At 52.5% G+C, this 21,017-nt stretch carries 21 protein-coding genes; 4 read left to right on the top strand and 17 right to left on the bottom strand.

The window, feature by feature from the left end:
* Nucleotides 1–24 precede the first annotated feature (24 nt).
* The gene (locus tag JXQ85_RS05600) at nucleotides 25–1,848 is read left to right on the top strand and encodes an ABC-F family ATP-binding cassette domain-containing protein (protein WP_421747898.1); all 1,824 of its coding nucleotides are present in this window, start codon (nucleotides 25–27) and stop codon (nucleotides 1,846–1,848) included.
* A gap of 21 nt (nucleotides 1,849–1,869) precedes the next feature.
* Here the strand turns inward: JXQ85_RS05600 and JXQ85_RS05595 are convergent, their stop codons facing one another.
* Together JXQ85_RS05595 and tyrS are read right to left on the bottom strand one after the other, a co-directional pair.
* Complete coding sequence (locus tag JXQ85_RS05595) at nucleotides 1,870–2,625, bottom strand: SDR family NAD(P)-dependent oxidoreductase (RefSeq protein WP_421747897.1); 756 nt, start codon at nucleotides 2,623–2,625, stop codon at nucleotides 1,870–1,872.
* Nucleotides 2,626–2,774: 149 nt separating this feature from the next.
* The gene (gene tyrS, locus JXQ85_RS05590; protein WP_421747896.1) at nucleotides 2,775–4,025 is read right to left on the bottom strand and encodes a tyrosine--tRNA ligase; all 1,251 of its coding nucleotides are present in this window, start codon (nucleotides 4,023–4,025) and stop codon (nucleotides 2,775–2,777) included.
* Nucleotides 4,026–4,086: 61 nt separating this feature from the next.
* Here tyrS and JXQ85_RS05585 point away from each other — a divergent pair, with 61 nt between their 5' ends.
* A complete protein-coding gene (locus JXQ85_RS05585; protein WP_421747895.1) occupies nucleotides 4,087–5,196 on the top strand; it encodes an anhydro-N-acetylmuramic acid kinase in 1,110 nt (369 codons plus the stop codon).
* Between the two features lie 66 nt (nucleotides 5,197–5,262).
* Here the strand turns inward: JXQ85_RS05585 and JXQ85_RS05580 are convergent, their stop codons facing one another.
* From JXQ85_RS05580 to eno, 3 genes are all read right to left on the bottom strand, one after another.
* Entirely contained in the window at nucleotides 5,263–5,685 is a 423-nt protein-coding gene (locus tag JXQ85_RS05580) for a cupin domain-containing protein (RefSeq protein ID WP_421747894.1), read from the bottom strand.
* On the bottom strand, nucleotides 5,682–6,134 hold the full coding sequence (locus JXQ85_RS05575; RefSeq protein ID WP_421747893.1) for an MEKHLA domain-containing protein: 453 nt from the start codon (nucleotides 6,132–6,134) through the stop codon (nucleotides 5,682–5,684). Before JXQ85_RS05575 ends, JXQ85_RS05580 begins: the two co-directional genes overlap by 4 nt.
* A gap of 65 nt (nucleotides 6,135–6,199) precedes the next feature.
* The gene (gene eno, locus JXQ85_RS05570; protein WP_421747892.1) at nucleotides 6,200–7,477 is read right to left on the bottom strand and encodes a phosphopyruvate hydratase; all 1,278 of its coding nucleotides are present in this window, start codon (nucleotides 7,475–7,477) and stop codon (nucleotides 6,200–6,202) included.
* Between the two features lie 305 nt (nucleotides 7,478–7,782).
* Between eno and JXQ85_RS05565 the strand changes: the two genes are divergently transcribed.
* Complete coding sequence (locus JXQ85_RS05565) at nucleotides 7,783–8,898, top strand: PAS domain-containing sensor histidine kinase (RefSeq protein ID WP_421747891.1); 1,116 nt, start codon at nucleotides 7,783–7,785, stop codon at nucleotides 8,896–8,898.
* On the opposite strand, the gene JXQ85_RS05560 is transcribed toward JXQ85_RS05565, so the two are convergent.
* Together JXQ85_RS05560 and JXQ85_RS05555 are read right to left on the bottom strand one after the other, a co-directional pair.
* Nucleotides 8,873–9,748 carry a DMT family transporter gene (locus JXQ85_RS05560; RefSeq protein ID WP_421747890.1) on the bottom strand — a complete coding sequence of 292 codons (876 nt, stop codon included), beginning with the start codon at nucleotides 9,746–9,748 and terminating at the stop codon, nucleotides 8,873–8,875. The two genes, JXQ85_RS05565 and JXQ85_RS05560, sit on opposite strands and share 26 nt — an antisense overlap.
* Entirely contained in the window at nucleotides 9,748–10,167 is a 420-nt protein-coding gene (locus JXQ85_RS05555; protein WP_421747889.1) for a Fur family transcriptional regulator, read from the bottom strand. The genes JXQ85_RS05560 and JXQ85_RS05555 overlap by 1 nt, the downstream gene beginning before the upstream one ends.
* A 200-nt stretch (nucleotides 10,168–10,367) precedes the next feature.
* On the opposite strand from JXQ85_RS05555, the gene JXQ85_RS05550 reads away from it, so the two are divergent.
* Nucleotides 10,368–11,816, top strand: a complete 1,449-nt coding sequence (locus JXQ85_RS05550; protein WP_421747888.1) for a DEAD/DEAH box helicase — start codon at nucleotides 10,368–10,370, stop codon at nucleotides 11,814–11,816.
* 21 nt (nucleotides 11,817–11,837) lie between these two features.
* Here the strand turns inward: JXQ85_RS05550 and JXQ85_RS05545 are convergent, their stop codons facing one another.
* The 10 genes from JXQ85_RS05545 to JXQ85_RS05500 form a co-directional block, all read right to left on the bottom strand.
* On the bottom strand, nucleotides 11,838–12,680 hold the full coding sequence (locus tag JXQ85_RS05545) for a PhzF family phenazine biosynthesis protein (protein WP_421747887.1): 843 nt from the start codon (nucleotides 12,678–12,680) through the stop codon (nucleotides 11,838–11,840).
* A gap of 9 nt (nucleotides 12,681–12,689) precedes the next feature.
* The gene (locus JXQ85_RS05540) at nucleotides 12,690–13,937 is read right to left on the bottom strand and encodes a cation:proton antiporter (RefSeq protein ID WP_421747886.1); all 1,248 of its coding nucleotides are present in this window, start codon (nucleotides 13,935–13,937) and stop codon (nucleotides 12,690–12,692) included.
* A gap of 43 nt (nucleotides 13,938–13,980) precedes the next feature.
* A complete protein-coding gene (locus tag JXQ85_RS05535) occupies nucleotides 13,981–15,399 on the bottom strand; it encodes a protein adenylyltransferase SelO (protein ID WP_421747885.1) in 1,419 nt (472 codons plus the stop codon).
* A 16-nt stretch (nucleotides 15,400–15,415) separates the two neighbouring features.
* The gene (locus JXQ85_RS05530) at nucleotides 15,416–15,865 is read right to left on the bottom strand and encodes a GNAT family N-acetyltransferase (RefSeq protein ID WP_421747884.1); all 450 of its coding nucleotides are present in this window, start codon (nucleotides 15,863–15,865) and stop codon (nucleotides 15,416–15,418) included.
* Nucleotides 15,862–16,809 (bottom strand): nucleoside hydrolase, encoded by a 948-nt coding sequence (locus JXQ85_RS05525; RefSeq protein ID WP_421747883.1) that lies wholly within the window; start codon nucleotides 16,807–16,809, stop codon nucleotides 15,862–15,864. The genes JXQ85_RS05530 and JXQ85_RS05525 overlap by 4 nt, the downstream gene beginning before the upstream one ends.
* Before the next feature lie 174 nt (nucleotides 16,810–16,983).
* Nucleotides 16,984–17,997 carry a Fe(3+) ABC transporter substrate-binding protein gene (locus JXQ85_RS05520; RefSeq protein WP_421747882.1) on the bottom strand — a complete coding sequence of 338 codons (1,014 nt, stop codon included), beginning with the start codon at nucleotides 17,995–17,997 and terminating at the stop codon, nucleotides 16,984–16,986.
* An 89-nt stretch (nucleotides 17,998–18,086) separates the two neighbouring features.
* A complete protein-coding gene (gene mazG / locus JXQ85_RS05515) occupies nucleotides 18,087–18,878 on the bottom strand; it encodes a nucleoside triphosphate pyrophosphohydrolase (RefSeq protein WP_421749033.1) in 792 nt (263 codons plus the stop codon).
* A gap of 136 nt (nucleotides 18,879–19,014) precedes the next feature.
* Nucleotides 19,015–19,644, bottom strand: coding sequence for an outer membrane protein (locus tag JXQ85_RS05510; RefSeq protein ID WP_421747881.1), 630 nt, complete (start codon nucleotides 19,642–19,644; stop codon nucleotides 19,015–19,017).
* Between the two features lie 294 nt (nucleotides 19,645–19,938).
* Nucleotides 19,939–20,526: an outer membrane protein gene (locus tag JXQ85_RS05505; RefSeq protein WP_421747880.1), complete on the bottom strand. Its 588-nt coding sequence runs from the start codon at nucleotides 20,524–20,526 to the stop codon at nucleotides 19,939–19,941.
* Nucleotides 20,527–20,708: 182 nt separating this feature from the next.
* Entirely contained in the window at nucleotides 20,709–20,996 is a 288-nt protein-coding gene (locus tag JXQ85_RS05500; protein WP_421747879.1) for a hypothetical protein, read from the bottom strand.
* Nucleotides 20,997–21,017 lie beyond the last annotated feature (21 nt).

The raw sequence follows: 21,017 nt of genomic DNA, 5'->3' as shown, positions 1-21,017 counted from the left end.
GGCGCATACAAGTAGCCCAAGCCCATGGCACGTGTACCTTTATTGCAGATGAACGACATCTCGCTGACCTTTGGCGGCGACCCTGTCTTTGATAACCTTGATCTTGTGGTCCAACCCGGCGACCGCGTGGCTTTGGTGGGGCGCAACGGCTCTGGCAAATCCACGCTGATGAAGGTCATGGCGGGGCTGGTTGAAGCGGATAAAGGCGATATTGTTGTCCCACCCGGCATTTCCGTTGGCTACATGGAGCAGGACCCCACAATGGAGGGCTTTGCAACATTAGGTGACTTCGCCTCTTCAGGGCTTGATGCCGGTGAGTTATATAAAGTTGAGCGTGCTGGTGAGGGCCTGAAATTTGATCCTGCGCGTACAGTTGAAACTGCTTCAGGTGGTGAACGTCGCCGTGCGGCTTTGGCGAAACTCATGGCCGAAGCGCCAGAACTAATGTTGTTGGATGAGCCGACCAACCACCTAGATATCGAAGCCATCGCATGGCTTGAGAACGAGCTAAAACAGACCCGCGCTGGCTATGTTTTGATCAGCCACGACCGCGCATTTTTGCGCGAACTAACGCGTGCAACCCTTTGGATTGACAGAGGAATGGTGCGTCGTCAGGAGAAAGGGTTTGAAGCCTTTGAAGTCTGGCGTGATAAAATCTGGGAAGAAGAAGACACGGCACGGCACAAGCTCGACCGTAAAATTAAATCCGAAGCCCGTTGGGCTGTAGAGGGTATTTCAGCACGCCGGAAACGGAACCAAGGCCGCGTGCGCGCGCTTGGGGAATTGCGCAAAGAGCGGTCCTCGCAGATCAGACGCCAAGGCGCTGCTGCAATGGATTTTCAGGCCGGACCAAAGTCTGGCAGAAAGGTCGTCGAGGTCAAAGATCTAGCCAAAGCCTACGGTGATAAAATCATTGTCCGCCAACTTGATATTCTGGTGCAGCGCGGCGACCGGATTGCCTTTGTTGGCCCGAACGGCGTTGGTAAAACCACGTTGATCAAAATGCTGATGGGGCAGGAGTCTCCTGATTCTGGTACGGTCACCCTAGGTACAAATCTAATCCCTGCGATCTTTGATCAAACGCGTTCACAACTTGATCCTGAAATGTCACTTTGGGACAGCCTGACAGGCGATCCGGAAATGCGCGTGTCTGGCAAAGCCGATCAGGTCATGGTGCGCGGCAATCCGAAACATGTTGTCGGTTACCTTAAAGAATTCCTGTTTGACGAACGCCAAGTGCGCGCACCTGTGCGCAGCCTATCTGGCGGTGAAAAGGCGCGTTTGTTGCTGGCCAAACTGATGGCTCGTGAAAGCAACCTGTTGGTCTTGGACGAACCGACCAACGATCTGGACGTCGAAACGCTGGACCTACTGCAGGAACTACTGGACGATTATGACGGCACGGTTTTGCTGGTAAGCCACGACAGGGATTTTCTAGACCGCGTTGCGACCACCACAATCGCAATGGAAGGTGACGGAGAAGCGATCGTCTATGCTGGTGGTTGGAGCGATTATCGCGCGCAACGTCAGCCAGATGAGGCAGAGGCCGCCGCCCAAAAATCCAAGTCTAAGAAAAACAAATCACAGGCCGAGACTAAGACCGCGAAGACAGCGCAAGCTGGTCTGACATTCGCAGAACAAAAGCGTTTGGAAGCTCTGCCCGCACTGATGGAGCGCCTACAGGCTGAGATCGCGAAATTGGAAGACTTCATGTCTGACCCAGATCTCTTCACCAAAGAACCTCTTAAGTTCCAAAAGGCGACAGAGGCTCTGGTTGAGCGCAACAACGCACTTGGTGACGCCGAAGAGGAATGGCTGATGCTGGAGGAAAAGGCGGAAACCGCCTGATCCCTTATTCAAAAGCATAGGTTATTGCATACGCAACGCACCGTCCAAGCGGATCACTTCGCCGTTCAGATAGCCGCATTCCACAATGAACTGTGCCAAACGAGCGTATTCGTTTGGATTACCAAGGCGTGGTGGGCAGGTGACGTCTTTCGCCAGAGCATCCATGATTTCATCACCCATAGCGATCAACATCGGTGTTTTGAAAATCCCTGGTGCAATCGCCATAACGCGAATGCCAGTACGCCCTAAGTCGCGTGCCATTGGTAAAGACAACCCGACAATACCGCCTTTTGAGGCCGCATATGCTGCTTGCCCTTTTTGACCATCCATGGCTGCGATTGAGGCTGTATTGATGATCACGCCACGCGCGCCATCTTCATCCGCTTCATTGCCCGACATCGCTTCCGCTGCCAGACGAGCGACATTGAAAGAGCCTACCAGATTGATATCAATCGTTTTTTGAAAAAGCCCCAGCGGGTGCGCGCCATCACGGCCTACGGTTTTGGATGCCGGTGCAATGCCTGCGCAATTCACGGCCGCGGTGATCTTACCCATGGATGATTTCGCAGTTTCGATTGCCGCTTTCACTGAGTCTTCGCTCGTTACATCAGTTTCCACAAAAGTCCCGCCGATTTCTGCGGCGACGGCCTGACCTTTTTCAATGTCGCGATCCAGGATTGTCACCTTTGCCCCTTGGCTCGCAAAATGGCGTGCGGTGGCTTCGCCAAGTCCAGATGCGGCTCCGGTGATGACGGCAGCGGTTTCAGAGATTTTCATGGGCAGGTCTCCATTCTGTATTGGAGTTAATGAACGTGTGTTCAAATAGTGAATACAATCCACCTCTGTCCACTATGACGGCGCGTCCCAAATGAAAAAGAGCGCCCGTTCAGGACGCTCCTTTAAAGTCTTAACAATTTGATAAGCGCTTAATCCGCCAATTGAACCAGGGCGTGGCGTTTCTTGCCCGCGCTCAATTTGATCGGAGAGGCGAGGGCCGCCGCATCAAAGATTTTCACTTCGGTTAAAGGCGCATCATCCAGTTTTGCACCGTTTTCAGCAATCAAACGCTTGGCATCTTTGCCTGACTTGGCGAGACCAGAGCGCACAATCAACTGAACAACCGAAATCCCATCACCAATGTCTTCTTTCGTTAGTGTCAACGTAGGCAAATCTGCACCTACGCCGCCTTTTTCAAAGACTTCGCGCGCGGTTGCTTCAGCCGTTGCGGCTGCATCAGCACCGTGACACAGGGTTGTCACTTCGTTGGCTAGAATGATCTTTGCATCATTGATCTCTTGACCCGCCAATGCACCCAGGCGTTCGCATTCTTCTACCGGAAGCTCTGTGTAAAGCTTCAGGAAGCGGCCAACATCGGCATCAGTCGTGTTGCGCCAGAATTGCCAGAACTCGTAAGGGCTGCGCATGTCAGCATTCAGCCAAACAGCGCCATCCGCTGATTTGCCCATTTTCTTACCATCAGATGTGGTCAGCAGAGGTGACGTCAGGCCAAAGATTTGATTGTCGATCACGCGACGCGTCAAATCGATCCCGTTGACGATATTGCCCCATTGGTCAGAACCGCCGAACTGCACCAGACAGCCATAGCGACGGTTTAGTTCGAGGAAATCGTAGGCCTGCAGGATCATGTAGTTGAACTCAAGGAAGCTCAACGATTGTTCGCGATCCAAGCGAGATTTCACGCTTTCAAAAGACAGCATGCGGTTCACAGAGAAATGACGGCCAATGTCGCGCAGGAACTCAAGGTAGTTCAAACCGTCAAGCCATTCTGCGTTGTTCAGCATCAGCGCGTCGGTGTCGCCGTCACCATAGTCGATATATTTCGCGAAAACCTGTTTGATGCCGCTGATATTGTCGTTGATCTGATCTTCGGTCAGTAGCGGGCGTTCGTCTGCACGGAAGGATGGATCGCCCACCTTTGTCGTGCCGCCGCCCATCAGGGTGATCGGTTTGTGACCGGTTTTCTGCATCCAGCGCAGCATCATGATTTGAATGAGCGAGCCCACGTGCAAAGACTTTGCTGTGGCATCAAAACCGATATAGCCCGGAACCACGCCTGCGATCAAAGCGTCATCAAGTGCCTGATAATCGGTGCAGTCCGCTAGGAAGCCGCGTTCGATCATCACCTGCATAAACTCAGATTTGGGGTGGTAGGTCATAGTATCCGTCTCATATGATGTTGAAAGCTGTATAAGCAGGCAAAGCACAAAGGAAAAGGCCATGTTGAAGGCCAAATTGAGCAAGGGCCCAATTCGGATCGCAGGAACCATGTCTGGCACGTCAATGGATGGTGTCGATGTGGCGGTTTTGGAAACCGATGGAGAACAGATCTTTGAGTTCGGTGAGACTGCGTATCGACCCTATAGCGAAGCCGAACAGCGTGTAATTTCTCGCGCTATGGGGCAGTGGAGTGGACCAGATGTGGACCGCGCTGCCGTGACGGTTCAGGTGGCTCATCAGCAAGTCTTAAAAGGCCTTGAGAATCTTGAGCTGATTGGCTTTCACGGTCAAACCCTATCACATGATCCACGTGGCGGACGGACGTTGCAAGTTGGCGACGGTGCGGGTCTTGCGCAGGATCTAAAAACACCCGTTGCTTGGGATTTCCGCGGTGCCGATGTGCAAATGGGCGGTGAGGGGGCTCCGCTGGCGCCATTCTTTCACTTTGCTTGTGCCAAATGGATGAAGGCTGATGCACCGGTTGCGTTTCTCAATCTAGGTGGTGTGGGGAATCTGACATGGGTTGATCCGCGTAAATCTGGACCGGAACAGGAAGGGGCGTTGCTGGCCTTCGATACTGGTCCCGCAAATGCGCCAATTGATGATCTGATGCGCGAACGGTTTGGCAAAGGGTATGATGAGAACGGGTCCTTGGCCATGAAGGGCGTCGTCGAGACCGGTGCATTGGAACTGTTCTTGGCAGAGACATTTTTCTCAAGAATGCCTCCTAAGTCACTTGATAGAAACGATTTTGCCGAGATGATCACTCTGGTGCGTGAGCTTTCAGATGCAGATGCTGCGGCGACATTGACGGGCATGGCAGCTGCCGCAGTCGCACAGGGGATGGAGCATTGCCCATCGCTACCGGAAACCCTTTTGGTGACCGGTGGCGGACGTAAAAACCCGGTTCTGATGGAAATGCTGCGTGTGTCGCTGGATTGCGATGTAGAGCCGGTAGAGGCGGTTGGGCTTGATGGTGATATGCTTGAAGCCCAGGCCTTTGCGTTCCTGGCCGCGCGTGTGGCGCGTGGATTGCCGACCTCAGGGCCTAGCACCACTGGCGTGAAGGCTTTGGTTGGCGGCGGAGTATTAAGTTACCCGGCCGCCTAAAATTCAGAGCTTTGCCCCTATTGCCGACAGCGAATTCCCTCGGAGTATTTTTGTGAGAATTGAAAGCTAGGCCTTTGGGATGTCAAAGCCATCTGGGGCGAGGGTGAAACCTTCAAACTGGAAACCCGGTGATACTGTACAGCCCACAAGAGTGAATTCTCCGGTAGTGCGGGCAGCTTGCCAATGATCTGTTGGTACAATGATCTGAGGGGATTGCTTATCAAAAAGGTCTGGCCCTAGAATGTGATCCCTTGCGGGGCCAGATTCTGTTTCAGACATCGATAAAACAAGAGGGGCTCCGGCGTAGTAGTGCCATATCTCCACGGCGTCCACTTTGTGCCAATGGCTTTGCTCACCAGATTTGAGAAGAAAATATATGGCGGTGCCAACTGGACGGCCGTCGTTATCTGCAACCCAAGTTTCCCGGAAATGGCCGCCTTCAGGATGCGGTTTCAGTGCGAGTTTTTCGATCAGTTGATCAGCGGTCATAGCAATGTGTACTCTTTGAAAGTGGCAGCTTCACCGACCTTTTTGCCGGTCTGATCGGTTAAAGTCCAAATCGTGGCGTTGCGAATTCGAAATCTTTGGCCAGATTTTGCGATCCGCACGCCTTCGTAATTCCTGATCGCGCCGGTTTCACGCATTTCTTCGAACATAGCGGCACGTTGATCACGATGGCCAGGTTCGGCGGTGAGGCGCGACGGCATCTGAGTGAGTTCTTCCCAAGAGATATTCCACAACCGCTGACTGGCCAGATTGCCATAGGTTAAGATTGGGTCTGTAGAGGTATCATGTGAAAGGATCGCAAATGGCGCTTCGTAGACCCCTTTGGGGTCATCTGAAGCGATAAGAGGCTCGCCAATGCGTTCTTCATAGCAGCGCAACAGAAGAGCAGTGTGGTCGGCATGATAGGCGTTTTTGTCCGAAGGTCTGTCCATGTAACCTTCCTAAAACGAAAAAAGCCCCGCAGGAAGCGGGGCCTTTCCAATACTTTGACCTGAAATTACTTTTTCAGGATGGATGTACCTGCGTATTCCGCAGTTTCGCCCAGCATTTCCTCGATGCGGATCAACTGGTTGTATTTCGCAAGACGGTCAGAGCGCGACAGGGAACCGGTTTTGATCTGACCACAGTTGGTTGCAACTGCGAGGTCCGCGATGGTGCTGTCTTCAGTTTCACCAGAACGGTGAGACATCACATTGGTGAAGCCCGCGCGGTGCGCCATGTCGACAGCTTTCAGTGTCTCAGACAGGGAACCGATCTGGTTCACTTTCACCAGCATGGAGTTCGCAGAACCTTTTTCGATGCCAGATGCCAGACGGGCTGGGTTGGTCACGAAGAGGTCGTCGCCAACCAACTGAACTTTGTCACCGATAGTATCTGTCAGCAGTTTCCAGCCATCCCAGTCGTCCTCGTCACAGCCATCTTCGATGGAGATGATTGGGTAGTCTTCAACCAGTTTCGCCAAGTATGCGACGTTTTCTTCAGATGTCAGGGAAATGCCTTCGCCCTTCATCTCGTATTTGCCGTCTTTGTAATACTCGGTGGAAGCACAATCGAGCGCAAGGTAGATGTCTTCGCCCGGCTTGTAGCCAGCCTTCTCGACGGCAGCCATTACGAAGTCCAGCGCAACGCGAGTGCTTTCGAGGTTTGGTGCGAAACCACCTTCGTCACCGATGCCAGTGTTGTGGCCTGCGGCAGACAATTCTTTTTTCAGCGTGTGGAAGACTTCCGCCCCCATGCGGATCGCTTCTTTTACGTTAGACGCTGACACCGGCATGATCATGAATTCTTGGATGTCGATTGGGTTGTCTGCGTGCTCGCCGCCGTTGATGATGTTCATCATTGGAACTGGCAGGACGCGTGCCTGTGTGCCGCCGATATAGCGGTACAGAGGCTGTGCCGTGAAATCGGCAGCTGCTTTCGCAACAGCCAAAGACACACCCAAGATTGCGTTGGCGCCCAGACGGCCTTTGTTGTCGGTGCCGTCAAGTTCGATCATCGCGGCGTCGATGGCTTCTTGTTCTGTTGCGTCAAAGCCAACCAAGTTTTCAGCAATCTCACCGTTCACGGCTGCAACTGCTTCCAGAACGCCTTTGCCAAGGTAGCGAGCTTTATCACCGTCGCGTTTTTCGACGGCTTCATAGGCGCCTGTGGATGCACCGGATGGAACTGCGGCGCGGCCCATTGTGCCGTCTTCTAGAATCACGTCGACTTCAACGGTCGGGTTGCCCCGGCTGTCCAGAATTTCGCGTGCGTGAATATCGATGATGGTGCTCATAAGACTGTCCTTAAGACTGCGTTCGATTTACGCGCTTAATACCAAGTCAATGTAAAAAGTAAACACGATATGCTAGCGCTAACACGAACTATTCGTCACAGTTAGGGCAAACAATTTAATTTTCCTGAAACCTCACCCTGAGACTAGATGCAACCTTAGGTGTTTTCTGGTTGCGAAAAGACCCCAATTGGCTCTGAATTTTGACAAAATTCACAGTTAGCAGCAACAATACGCGCCTTTTACTGGCGTTGTTTCGCAGTTTTGTACTAATAAATGTAACGAGCATAATGGCGATAAGAGCAACAATGGAGGACAGCGTGACTCAGGCGCAGCAGCTGGCCACACCCCCACTTCCCGAGCTGGATCTGGCTGATATCATCGGTGCAGCAGATATTGGTGCCTTTGACCTGAATCTCGTTTCCGGACAATCTTCGGTGTCTTGCGGTTGGAAGCGCATGATCGGCCTTGCCGATGATGCTGAAATTTCGGCACAGCAAGAATGGCTGGATCGAGTTCATGTAGACGACCTGAGCAAGGTTCAAGCTGCGGATGAGGCGATGATGACCGGCGCGACTGCGCGCAGCAAATCGACTTTTCGTTTCCGCCATGAAGATGGGCATTACATCTGGGTGCAATCCAATGCAGGCGTTGCTGAACGTGATAGCAACGGCTTGCCTGTTCGTATCACTGGTGTGCACATCAATGTCTCTGACGAGATGGAGCGCGAACGCGCTAAAGATGAATTTGTGGCCATGATCAGCCATGAGCTGCGCACACCGCTGACTTCGGTTCTTGGAGCCTTGAAGATGGCCAATAGCGGCTCGCTTGGTGATCTGTCAGCGCCAATAAGCAATCTATTGCAACTTGCGCAGCGCAATTCCAATCGCTTGCTGCACCTTGTGAACGAACTTCTAGATTTCAAATCACTGGAAAGCGGGACCTTGACCTATGAAATGGTTAAGTTGGATGCACGAGAAGTGGTTTCTGATGCGACACAATCCATGGAAGGCTATTTGCAGGACGGTCAGAAGATTAAGCTGACAGAACCTGCTGGTGATACCCCGTTACATCTGGAGGCAGATGTGAACCGTCTGCAGCAGATCCTTGCGAACTTGCTTTCAAATGCGGCGAAGTTCTCTCCTGCAGAGACAGAGATTGAACTCGAACTCAGTAAAGACGGGGACATGCTGCAGTTTGCTGTGCGCGATCACGGCGAAGGTGTGCCTGAAGAATTGCAGGGGCGTATGTTCCAACGCTTTACGCAGGCCAAAACTGGCGAGAAGCGTAAATTCAAATCCACCGGCCTTGGTCTGTCGATCTGTAAGCAGATGACAGAAGGAATGGGTGGTCAAATCGGCTACTATAATAATGACGACGGCGGCGCGACCTTCTGGGTCAGACTTCCGGTGAAGTGCGCTTAATCTGCGCTTCGCGGATCATCACAAACAATCCTGACCCAATGATCAACGCGGACCCGAGCAAGGTCGGCGCATCTGGTATTTCAGTGAAAAGAATGTAGCCGACGATGGCCGCAAAAGGCAGGCGGGAGTATCGCAGTGGTGAAACTGCTGACACTTCGCCGAGGCGCATCGCATTGGTCACGCAAAAATACCCCCCTAAGGCAAAGACATTCATCAGCAGAACGGTCCACACCGTTGGCATATCGATGGGGGCAAATCCTTCTGCCAGGAATGATAGCCCCAAACCAGCGGGAATAAGCGCACAGAATGCATAGAAAGACAGTAGGGGGGTGCTGGCTTGTTTTGGTGCGAGCCGTGAAGCGAAATCTCGGACTGACAGAGCAAGCGTGCCAACAAGAGCCAGGATCAGACCAATGTTTAATCCATCGGTATCAGGGCGCACAATTATCAGAACACCAATGAAACCGATGATCACGGCGGTCCACCGTCTCGGCCCAACTTTTTCTTTCAACAGAAATGCGGCTGAAGTTGTGATGACCAGAGGCACGGCCTGAATGATGGCGGCAACCGTGGACAGAGGTAAAAGCGAAAGCGCTGTGAAAATGCTGAGCGCGGCAATCACTTCTGCGATGTTGCGCGCAAGTAATACAGGATGAAAAAAGAGCCTGGTGAAAATCGGAGATTTGACCCGCAAGCACATCATTCCAAAGATGATGGCACCCGCTAGGCCCATGAAGAACATGATCTGACCTTTGGTGATCGACTGCGCGAGCAGTTTTATCATGCCGTCAGCAGTCGCAAAGCACATCATTGCCAGGACCATAAGGCCCATGGCGCGCAGGTTTTCCATCAGTCGCTGTCGCGTTTAAGGGGCACGCCATAAAGTTCCAGCTTATGACCCATCAATCGATAGCCCAGCTTTTCGGCGATTTTTTCCTGCAGCTTTTCAATATCAGGGTCCATGAATTCGATCACTTCGCCAGAGTTGATATCGATCAGGTGATCATGATGATCACGTTCTGCGTCTTCATACCGCGCACGCCCGTCGCCAAATTCCAACTTGTCCAGAATACCGGCTTCTTCGAACAGTTTCACTGTCCGGTAAACCGTTGCCAAAGAGATCGCAGAATCCTTTGCACTGGCACGGGCATAAAGTTCTTCTACATCCGGGTGGTCTTTGCTGTCTTCAAGCACAGCCGCAATGATCCGACGTTGACCGGTCATGCGCAGACCTTTGGCTTCACAGCGGGCGATGATGGTGTCGGACATGGGGCGTTCTGCTCTCTCGGTATGCTCTCTGGCCATCTTTAGTAGCGGTGGTTTGCGTGAATTTCTAGCACCTTGAGAAAGTTATCCCCGTTTAAATGCGAGCAATTCACGCTTGACCTGTCAGGGAAAAGGGCGCACACGCCGTTGATTGTTGATAACCTGGCCTGAGCTGCGGCCATTAAGCCCCAAAAGGACAGGACATGGCGGAATTTAGTGAACTCGGGTTACCAAAATCTCTGGTCAAACGGCTGAATGATATGGGGCTCAAAGAAGCAACACCCATTCAGAACCGCGCGATTCCGCATGCTTTGAATGGTGAAGACGTCATGGGCTTGGCCCAGACTGGTACCGGCAAGACGCTCGCATTTGGTCTACCGCTGATTTCCCGGCTGCAAAGCTACGGTACGAAACCTGCGGATAAAACGGCTCGTGCGCTGATCCTTGCACCGACACGCGAGCTGGCGAACCAGATCGTTGCGTCTTTGAAAGCCCTCGTGGAAGGCACGCATTTTAAAGTGGGTCTTGTGGTGGGTGGCGTTGCGATCAACCCACAGATCAAACGTGTGTCACGCGGCACGGATATCATCGTGGCGACGCCGGGCCGTTTGCTTGACCTGATGGAGCGCAACGCGCTTGACCTGGAAGCAACCGACTTTCTGGTTCTGGACGAAGCTGACCAAATGCTGGATCTGGGCTTTATTCATGCGCTGCGCCAGATTTCATCTGTTTTGCCAGAAGAACGCCAAACCATGCTGTTCTCTGCAACGATGCCAAAACAAATGGCTGAGATTGCGCAAACCTATCTGACCAACCCAGTTCGCATTCAGGTGAACCCTCCGGGCAAGGCTGCTGACAAGATCACGCAGTCGATCCATTTCATCGCGAAAGCAGAAAAACCAAACCTGTTGATCGAGCTTTTGGATGCACACCGTGACGAAGCGGCGATCGTTTTTGTACGCACCAAACATGGTGCGGATCGTTTGATGAAGTCGCTGCAAAAGGCGGGTTATGCCGCTGATGCGGTACATGGCAACAAAAGCCAAGGGCAACGGGAACGCGCTATTGCGGCCTTCCGTGCCGAAGAAACACGCGTTCTGGTCGCAACCGATGTGGCTGCACGTGGACTTGATATTCCGATCGTCCGCCATGTTTACAACTTTGATCTACCAAACGTGCCAGACAACTATGTCCACCGTATCGGCCGGACTGCACGTGCGGGCATGGACGGCGCAGCCGTTGCCTTCTGTGCACCAGACGAAGTGGATGAATTGAAGGCCATCCAGAAAACGATGAAATTCACCATTCCAGTGGCCTCTGGTCGCCCATGGGAAGGTGCTGAAATCGAAAAACGTAAACCCAGTGGCGGCGGTGGCCGTCGTCGCGGTGGCGGTGGTGGTGGCGGACGACGCTTTGGCGGCGGTGGCCGTCCGGGGGGCAAATCCTCTGAAGGCCAATCCGCAGGTGGACGTTCTGGCGAAGGCAACTCCGGTGGCGGTAAGCCAGGTTGCGGTCGCCCAGGAGGCAAGCCTGGTGGGTTTAAATCCCGCGGAGGCAAGCCAGGTGGTGGCAAACCGGGCGGCGGCGGATCCCGTCGTGGCGGTCCATCACGTGGACGTCGCAGTGGTGGTTCTGGAGGCGGAGGCAACTAAGCCTCTGCTGATTGCAGACATTTAGTAGACCAAGTGGCCTTCCATCGTGCGCTTTGCGGTGCCCGAAATTGTGACTTTGGCCTGATCTGTGCTGACACCGATCAGGCTTAACCTGCCCATATCCTCACCTTGATGTATGGTGAACGACTGATTTTCACCGGTGATCTGTGTTAGGAGTGCGCCCAATGTGGCGCTGGCTGAACCGGTTGCGGGATCTTCAGGGATATTATCAAGCGGCGCAAACATGCGCGCATGAGCGGTGTCGCCATCCCGCCAATATGCAAATTGGGCAAAATCCAACGAAGTAGGGTAGTCGCTTGCGCCTTGGCGCATGGACGCAACATCAATCACGATCTCAGATAGGGCCTTGCGCCTTGTCAGTTCGGTCAAAGTGAATGGCAATCCCAAAGTCGCCATTGTGGGGACGTGCGTTTGAGTGGCGATGTCAGACCGCTGTAAGCCAATCGTATTGGCAACCATGTCGATGTCAGGCTTAGCCATGATCTCCAATGGAACTTCGGTTGCGAACTGCGCCTGACCATCTTTAACCTGACAAGGTAACGGGCCAACGCCAAGCTCAAGCGTAAATGACTCTGGCGCGCCAAGATCGGCCATCGCTACTGCGGTTCCAATCACCGGATGGCCAGCAAAAGGCACTTCCATCATCGGCGTGAAAATACGGACCTTGGCGTGATGGGCCGGGTCTTCAGGCGGATAGACAAATGTCGTTTCCGAAAAATTGAATTCCCGCGCGATCTTTTGCAAATCGGCCTCAGGCAAATTTTGGGCATCCGGAATGACCGCCAATTGGTTGCCGCCAAAGGGTTTTTCCGAAAAGACGTCATACACAAAAAAGGCGGTCATATCGGTCTCCTAGACCAGATCAGGTTCGCGACCCACCTTGTTGGCCAGCGGCGCGACGGTCAAGCCTTGAACGATGATTGAGAAAATCACAACGACATAGGTCGCAGTCAGTATCAATGGCTTCCATTCGCTGTCGGGTAAGGACAGAGCCAAGGCGACCGAGATACCGCCTTTAAGACCGCCCCAAGTCATGATCGGGATCACGCCTTTGGAAAACTCGCGGAAAGGTTTCAAAAGCATAACCGGCACGGCAACAGCGGTGAGGCGCGCTAAAAGCGCCAATGCGATAGAGGCAACGCCTGCGATCAAGAAGTCCGCTTCAAAAGCGATGGCGAAGACTTCAAAGCCGATCATTAAGAAAAGGACAGCGTTCAGGATTTCATCGATCAGCTTCCAGAAGGCATCGACATATTTACGGGTCTCTTCTGTCATGCCGTGTTTCGCGCCGATGTCACCAATTAGAAGACCCGCGCAGACCGCCATGATCGGCGCTGAGAAATGAAGATAGACCGCCAATGAATAGCCGCCAAAGGCCAAGCCAAGCGTTAGAAGAACCTCAAGGCTGTAATCGTCAATCTGGCGCATCACGCGGAAGGTCAACCAGCCAAGGACAATGCCTAAGATCGCACCGCCAAAGGCCTCTTGCACAAAGAGCAAGACAGCATCCATAGCACCCGCGCCATGGTGGTCATCACCCGGAAAGGCCAATCCAACAAGTACAAGGAAGACGACGTAGCCGACACCGTCATTAAACAGGGACTCTCCGGCGATTTTGGTTTCCATGGATTTCTTTAGGTTGGCTTCGCGCAGAACGCCAAGCACGGCCACAGGATCGGTTGGAGTAATCAAAGAGCCAAACACCAGTGCGATCATGATCGGCATACCCGTGATCCAGCTAAAGCCAACACCTACAATTGCAGTCGATAGGCCAACGCCCAGCGTGGCCATCAGGAAAACCAGGCGCCACTGCGCCTTAAGATCCGAGAGTTTAACGTGCAAAGCACCGGCAAATAGCAACAGCCCCAACATGCCTTCCAACAGGGCATCGGAGAATTGCAGACCATTTACAATACCGCGCGCAGTGGGTGCGATTTCCAATGCGGGCCACATCAGATCGATCCCCAAAACACCAAAGCTTGCCAACAACGCGACCACAAGAATGCCGATGGCTGATGGCAGTTTCAGATAAAGATGGTTGATCGCACCAAAGGCCCCAGCGAGGACAATAAGAATGGAGGTGATTTGGAGAAAGGTCATTTTATCAAAGCCTTATGGGGTGTTGTTTACTTTAAAATTCGAATTACGTGCCACAGAAAGTGGCTTCCACACGTTCGGCGTCTTGCGGCGGATGCGTGAGATAGAGCGCTTCTGATGAGGCGGCGAACGGCGTCGCAAGCAGTGCATTCAAGCGATGGAACGGATCATAGTCACCTTGGACGGCCGCTTGGATCATGGCCTCAATCTGATGATTGCGCGGGATGATATAGGGATTGGCAGCGCGCATCTTAGCGATAGGATCCTCCTCACGCTCAATACGCGTCCGCCAACGTTGCGTCCAACTTTGGAAAGCATCGGACTTGTCGAGTTTCGGGTTAGCCGTTCCATCAGTTAGGGCACGGAACGTATTGGTGAAATCCGCTTTTTCGTCAGCCATCAACTGGAGTAGTTCTTGGATGAGGCGGTCGTCCTCTTGGGAGGGTGACGTCATTCCTAGTTTTGCGCCAAAGGCATTGCGCCAGTTTTCATGTAGCAGTTTGGGCATGGCGTGCACGGCGGCAGTGAAGTCTTTCACAGCTTGATCCGCATCAGGCATCAACGGTACCAGAGAGGTCGCAAGCTGCGCCATGTTCCACACGATGATGTCAGGCTGATTGCCATAGGCATAACGCCCATGACGGTCGATGGAGGAAAAGACCTGCATCGGGTGAAACTCATCCATGAAAGCGCAGGGGCCATAGTCGATGGTTTCACCAGAAACGGTGCAATTGTCGGTATTCATGACACCATGAATGAAGCCAATCGACATCCATTTTGCCACCAGTTTGGCTTGGGCATGGATGACGGCCTGCAGAAACTCCAGAGGGTTGTTGCAGTCAGGGTAATGCCGTTCTACTGCATGCTCATTGAGTGCCTGAAGGCCATCCAGATCACGGCGCGCGACGAGGATTTGAAAGGTGCCCACTCGGATATGGCTTGCGGCCACGCGCGTGATGACAGCGCCGGGCAGGGCGGTTTCGCGGAAGACCTGTTCGCCGGTTGCAACTGCTGCTAAGGCGCGCGTTGTTGGAATGCCAAGCGCATGCATAGCTTCTGACATAACGTATTCTCGAAGCACTGGACCAAGCCACGCCCGCCCATCGCCATTGCGAGAATAGGGCGTAGGGCCAGAGCCTTTGAGCTGGATGTCAAAACGGCCCGCGGTGGTTTCCACATCCCCAAGCATCAATGCGCGGCCATCACCAAGCTGTGGGTTCCACTGGCCAAATTGATGGGCCGCATAAAGTTGGGCGAGGGGATCTGCGCCCTGCGGCACTTCATTACCCCCAAATACACGTGATAGTTCTGCGATGTCTTGGGTGTTTTCTATGCCCAATTCCGCGGCCAGATCATGATTGAACGCAATCAATGAGGGATCAGCCACGGCTGTGGGTTTCATCCGAGTGAAAAGCTGTGCGGGCAGCGTGCCATAGGTGTTGGCAAAGGGGATCGAGAGGCTCATGAAGCCTATATAAACCTCAGAGCATTAAAGTCATGAGGGAATAGCGCTCGCGCAGTTCAAATCGCGCGCGCCGGTAGAGTTTTTGAGCGGTTTCGTCTTCGCGATCCACTTCAAGATGCAGCGCCATAACGCCTGCTGCACTCATGGTCTTGCGCAGGCTGTGCAAGGTTTCAAGCGCGATACCACGTCCACGCACGGCTGGGCGCAGGTAGATTTCATCAATAAAACCATCCATGCCGCCCAATTCGAGGGACCAGCTGAAGGTTAGCACCACATAGCCCATGGGCGCGCGCGCAGGCCCCATCAGATATATCGCCCCATAGGGTGAGCCTTCCAGCAAGGGGATTAAGGCGCGTTCCAATGTGGTTTCCTCGGTTCCCAGGTCCATTTCGGCATGAAACCCCATGACGAGGGGCATCAGTTTTTCAAGGTCTTGTTGCTTGGCAAGGTGGATTGCAGCACTCATAGGCGGGCAACTCTTTCTGTGAGGAGGGCAAAGAAACCGTCTGCGTCCACATCCTGCATGAACATTGCGTTGGGCGCGAAATCTGTCACGCCCCAATAGTCAGCAACAGTCATGCCCAGCGTTAGCTGGGATGTGGTTTCTATTTGAACGTTCACGTGACGGCCTTTGAATAAGTCAGGTCTAAGCAGGTAAGCGATCACGCAGGGATCATGCAATGGGCCACCTTCAGAACCGTATTTTTCGACGTCAAACCGCTCAAAGAAATCAAGCATGTCAGCCAGGGCGATGCCAGCGTCAGTCTTTAGGTCACGAAAGGCTTTAACGCGAGTCTTCGTGGTGAGCGCTTTATGGGTGACATCAAGTGGCATCACCGTGATCGGTCGGCCTGATTTGAAAATAATATCAGCAGCTTCTGGATCGACATAGATGTTAAACTCGGCGGCGGGTGTGATGTTGCCCACCTCAAAATAAGCGCCACCCATCATGACGATTTCCTGTACACGGTCGATAATGTCAGGCGCTTTTCTAAAGGCCGTGCCTATGTTGGTCAGTGGGCCAAGTGTGCAGAGAGTTACAGTACCATCAGGTTCCGCGCGAAGTGTGTCGATGATGAAATCGACGGCGTCTTGCTCTTGCAAAGACATCGCGGGTGTGGGCAATGGATCAGGGCCATCAAGGCCGGTTTTGCCGTGAACATGTTCAGCCGTGACAAGTTTGCGCTTCATCGGAGCCTTACAGCCCGCGAAAACCTTTGTGTCGGGTTTGCCGGACCATTCACAAACAATGCGCGCATTTTTCTGCGTCAGAGAAAGCGGGACATTTCCGGCAACACAGGTGATGCCTAGGACGTGGATCTCTTCTGGGCTGCCAAGCGCCAGCATGATGGCAGCAGCGTCGTCTTGGCCGGGGTCTGTGTCGATGATGATTTTGCGAGGCGCGGTCATGAATATCTCGATGTATTTTTCAACACATTGAGAGCTGGCGCTTGGGATGTCTAGGGCATTAGGGCCTTGCCCTTCGGGCTGCGGCCTCACCCAAGGGTATTTTTGCAAAGATGAAATAGCAAAGGGCGCTCTGGATGACTGGAGCGCCCTAACAAGATTTGTTTGGATATTGGTTTATCCGTCGAAATCAACTGTTTCGATTAGTTTCAAGGCTGCATCGCGGTTGCCCGCAAGGGTCATCAGGTTCACAGCATCGGCATCAAATGTGCCCCAGCCTTGTACCAATGCATCAGCGGATGTGCCGGCTGCAATCGGGTATTCGTAGTTGGCTTTTGCATAGATTTCCTGCGCTTTTGGCGAGGTCAGGAATTCCATCATTTTCAGCGCTGCGTCTTTGTTTGGCGCAGATTTGGTCATCGCTACACCAGACACGTTCACGTGTGTGCCGCCGTTTTCAAACGTAGGGAAGATGATGCGCACGCTTTCTGCCCAGGCCTTCTGCTCTTCGTCAGACAGCATTTTGCCCATGTAATAGGTGTTGCCGACAGAGATGTCGCATTCGCCGGCCCAGATTGCTTTGACCTGTGCGCGATCGTTACCCTGTGGCTTACGTGCGAGGTTGGATTTCAGACCTTCCAGCCAAGCCTCTGTTCCTTCTTCACCGTGGTGGTGCAGGACGGCAGATGTCAAAGCCACGTTATAGGCGTTGGTGCCGGAACGGGTGCAAATGCGGCCTTCCCATTTTGGGTCTGCCAGATCTTCGTATGTTGTCACTTCGCCGTCAGCGACGCGATCTTTAGAAGCATAAACAATGCGTGCGCGGGTGGTCAGGCCAAACCAGTGATTTTCAGGATCACGGTAATCCGCTGGTACGTTTGCTGTCAGAGCATCGCTGACCACTGGCTGCGTCAGACCTGCGTTTACAACACCTGCAAGACGGGAAATATCAACAGTTAGGATCACGTCCGCCGGGGAACGATCACCTTCGGCTTGCAGGCGTTCAATCATGCCTTTTGCCAGATAGGCGACATTCACTTTGATGCCGGTTTCAGCGGTGAATGCATCGGTCAAGGGTTTGATCAGTTCAGGCTGACGGTAGGAATATACGTTCACCTCCTCAGCAGCGACGGGAAGGGCGATCATCGTGGCGACAGCTGCGAAGAGTGTTGATTTGATATTCACGGACATTTTTAGACCATTCGTTGTTGATTACGATGGCTGCGCTTTAATCCGAGTTTTTTGGTCGGGTCAATACCTGAATATTGTTGTCGGGAATATTATTTGCGATTTTTTGCCGCTTTCTCTTCGACTTTCACTTCATCCCAAAGCGCGTCCATTTCAGCGAGGTTTGATTGTTCTGGCCGTTTTCCGCGTTGGGCGAGCTTGGCCTCAACTTTTTCAAAACGCCTTGTGAATTTCGCATTGGTTGCGCGCAGAGCGGCTTCGGGTTCTACATCCATGTGACGCGCTAGGTTGGCCATCACAAATAGCAAGTCGCCAAATTCTTCTTCGACTTCGGTTTGTGTCAATTCATCACGTGCCTCGATAAGCTCATGACTTTCTTCGACAATCTTGGCCAGAACATGTGAGACATCGGGCCAATCAAACCCAACACGGGCTGCGCGTTTCTGTAGTTTCACAGCACGCAACAGGGCAGGTAGGCCTACGGCGACCCCATCCAAAGTACCTTGCTGAGCTTTGCCCGCGCGTTCGGCCGCTTTGATTGTTTCCCAGTCTTTGGTTTGCTGTTCAGCGGATTTATCTCGGCTTTCATCGCTGAATACATGCGGATGCCGTGCCACCATTTTGTCTGACATCGTGTCCGCGACATCATTGAAATCAAATAGACCCTTTTCCGTCGCCATCTGCGCATGAAAAACAGATTGGAACAGCAAATCTCCAAGCTCGCCTTTTAACTCGTCCCATTCTTCGCGCTCGATTGCGTCGGCAACCTCATAGGCTTCTTCGATGGTGTAGGGGGCGATGGTGCTGAAATCTTGCTCGATGTCCCAAGGGCAACCGGATTCCGGATCCCGCAAGCGCCGCATGATTTCCAGCAGACGCGGCATGCCGCCTTTTGGATTGTGAATGAGATCAGAGAGATCGGAATGTGACACGTGTTTTGTCCCGTTGTGACTTGTGTCTATTCTTATCAAAGCCCCTTTGGAATGAAAGTGGGCGCTTTGTCAGCGCCCACATTAATGTTTAGAATTTCACACCGATGCGAATTTGAACCACCGTATGTTTGGCCGTCACCACATTGGCAAGCCGTTCGCCTTCAAGGGTGTATTGATCCACCGCAAAACCGACAAAGGTGTTTTTTCCAAACTTGTGCTCAAGCCCAAGGCCGACAACGTGTCCGTTCATATCGATCGTGGTGCCCGCATCATCAAACGTGCTTTGCGCAAGACCGATGGAGCCATAAAACAGTGTTTTGCCTTTGGCATATCCAATCCGGGCGCGTGCAGAATGCAGGTCTTTGTGGATGCGCGTTGCAAACCCCTGAACCGCGTTGCTACGCGACTGGGACTGAAGCTCTAAGCCATAAACCATATTGCCGCGCTGAAGGTCATACCCCAGAAATCCTCCAAAATCATCGGATCCAACGTTACTTGCGTCAATAAAAGGAAAGCCTTCTGAGGTGGCATATGTATTGCTGCCAATTTCGGTGCCGTAGGTCAGGCCAAACCGGAAACCCTGCCAGTCGCCTTGTTCCACAATCGACGCCACTGGTGCTTCGACAATTGGATCGCCCAATGCGCCTGCAGAAGCGGGACCTGTGAGAGCCACAATACAGACTGCTGCCTTTGCTGATGCGCTTAGTTTACTTGTCATGATTTGCCTTAGACGTCTTGTTTAATCATTTGATTACGCTGCATTAGCGCGAATAAAGGCGATGCGCACCAATTTTATGTTCAGGCGTTCGTAAACTGCCAAATTAATTTATGGTAACACAGGGGATTCTTTACGAAAGCAACATTGAATTGGAATTCATTGCCATAAGTAGAGGCGGAAAAGAGCGTTTTTATACATTACGCTGGAATGAAAAAATCCCGCAACGTAGTCGTTGCGGGACCTAAGCCAGCTATAAAGCTGAGAAATCGCAGCGTGGCCGCAGATTTTTTAAGGTTAGAATTTCATCCCAGCGCGTATTTGAAACAGGGTATGGTCGCCTTCGATCTTTGCCGCACCGTTGGAGCCTGATAGTTTATAGTGATCGATACCGAGGCCTACGAAGGTTCTTGGAGTCATCATGACTTCAGCGCCAATCCCTACAACAATACCGTCTTGTGAGAAGTTCGTTCCGGTGTCGTTGAAATTTGAAGATGCAAAACCAAGACTTCCAAGCAGAAGTACATTGTTGTTGGCGTAACCGACCCGGCCACGGACAGAACGAATGTTTTCGAAGACCGAATTTGGGAAGCCGACAATCGCGTTGTCACGTTTGAGGGCCTGAAGCTCAACCCCATAAACCATATTTCCGCGCTGAGTGTCATAGCCGATAAACGCGCCAGCTCCTTGATCGCCCATTGTATCGGCTTGGTTAGTTAGTAGTCCGCCATTATAGGCGCGGGCTTCTCCTGACATTTCGGAGTTTCCGGTCAGACCAACCCTGAAGCCTTGCCAAGATCCAGCTGCGGATTGTGCCGCAGACTGAGACGCAAGACCAAATAGCAAAAGAGCGCTGAATGCTGCAGTTTGAATAAACTTGTACATGAGTGAACTCCTGAAAAATTGATGCTCGCAAGTTTATGTTAATTTTATTTACGTTTGAAGTGTTCACATGCGATTTCAAAGCAACGGAACTGAGTGAAGAGATTTAATCACGAATATCCAATTTACGGTGTAGATAGATAACGGCACTACGCCTTATAGGTGTTTGATTGCTTTTATTTTAACTAGCCAGCGTTGATCTCAGGACTCACGGACATAGGTAATTTTTGGTTTTCCGAACTCAAACAGCCCGGTGATATCTCGCGCCACATGGGAACATTCAATGACATCTGGCATTGGGCGGTAAACATCCGGCCATCCACGTTGATGCAGGTGTATTCTCCTAGTTCAATCCGGCTGCCGGTGCGGTCCGTACAATAACAATCAATCACCTTGCCTTTGGGCGAGATGACATCCGCCAGCGTTGGTCCCGCCAGCCCTAAACCTATGAAAATGGTCAAAAGTCGTCGCATAAGCCAAATCTATCACAGGAT

The sequence above is a fragment of the Cognatishimia sp. genome (genome assembly GCF_049116455.1).
Taxonomy (GTDB): Bacteria; Pseudomonadota; Alphaproteobacteria; order Rhodobacterales; family Rhodobacteraceae; genus Cognatishimia.
This window is presented reverse-complemented; position numbering and strand designations above follow the sequence as displayed.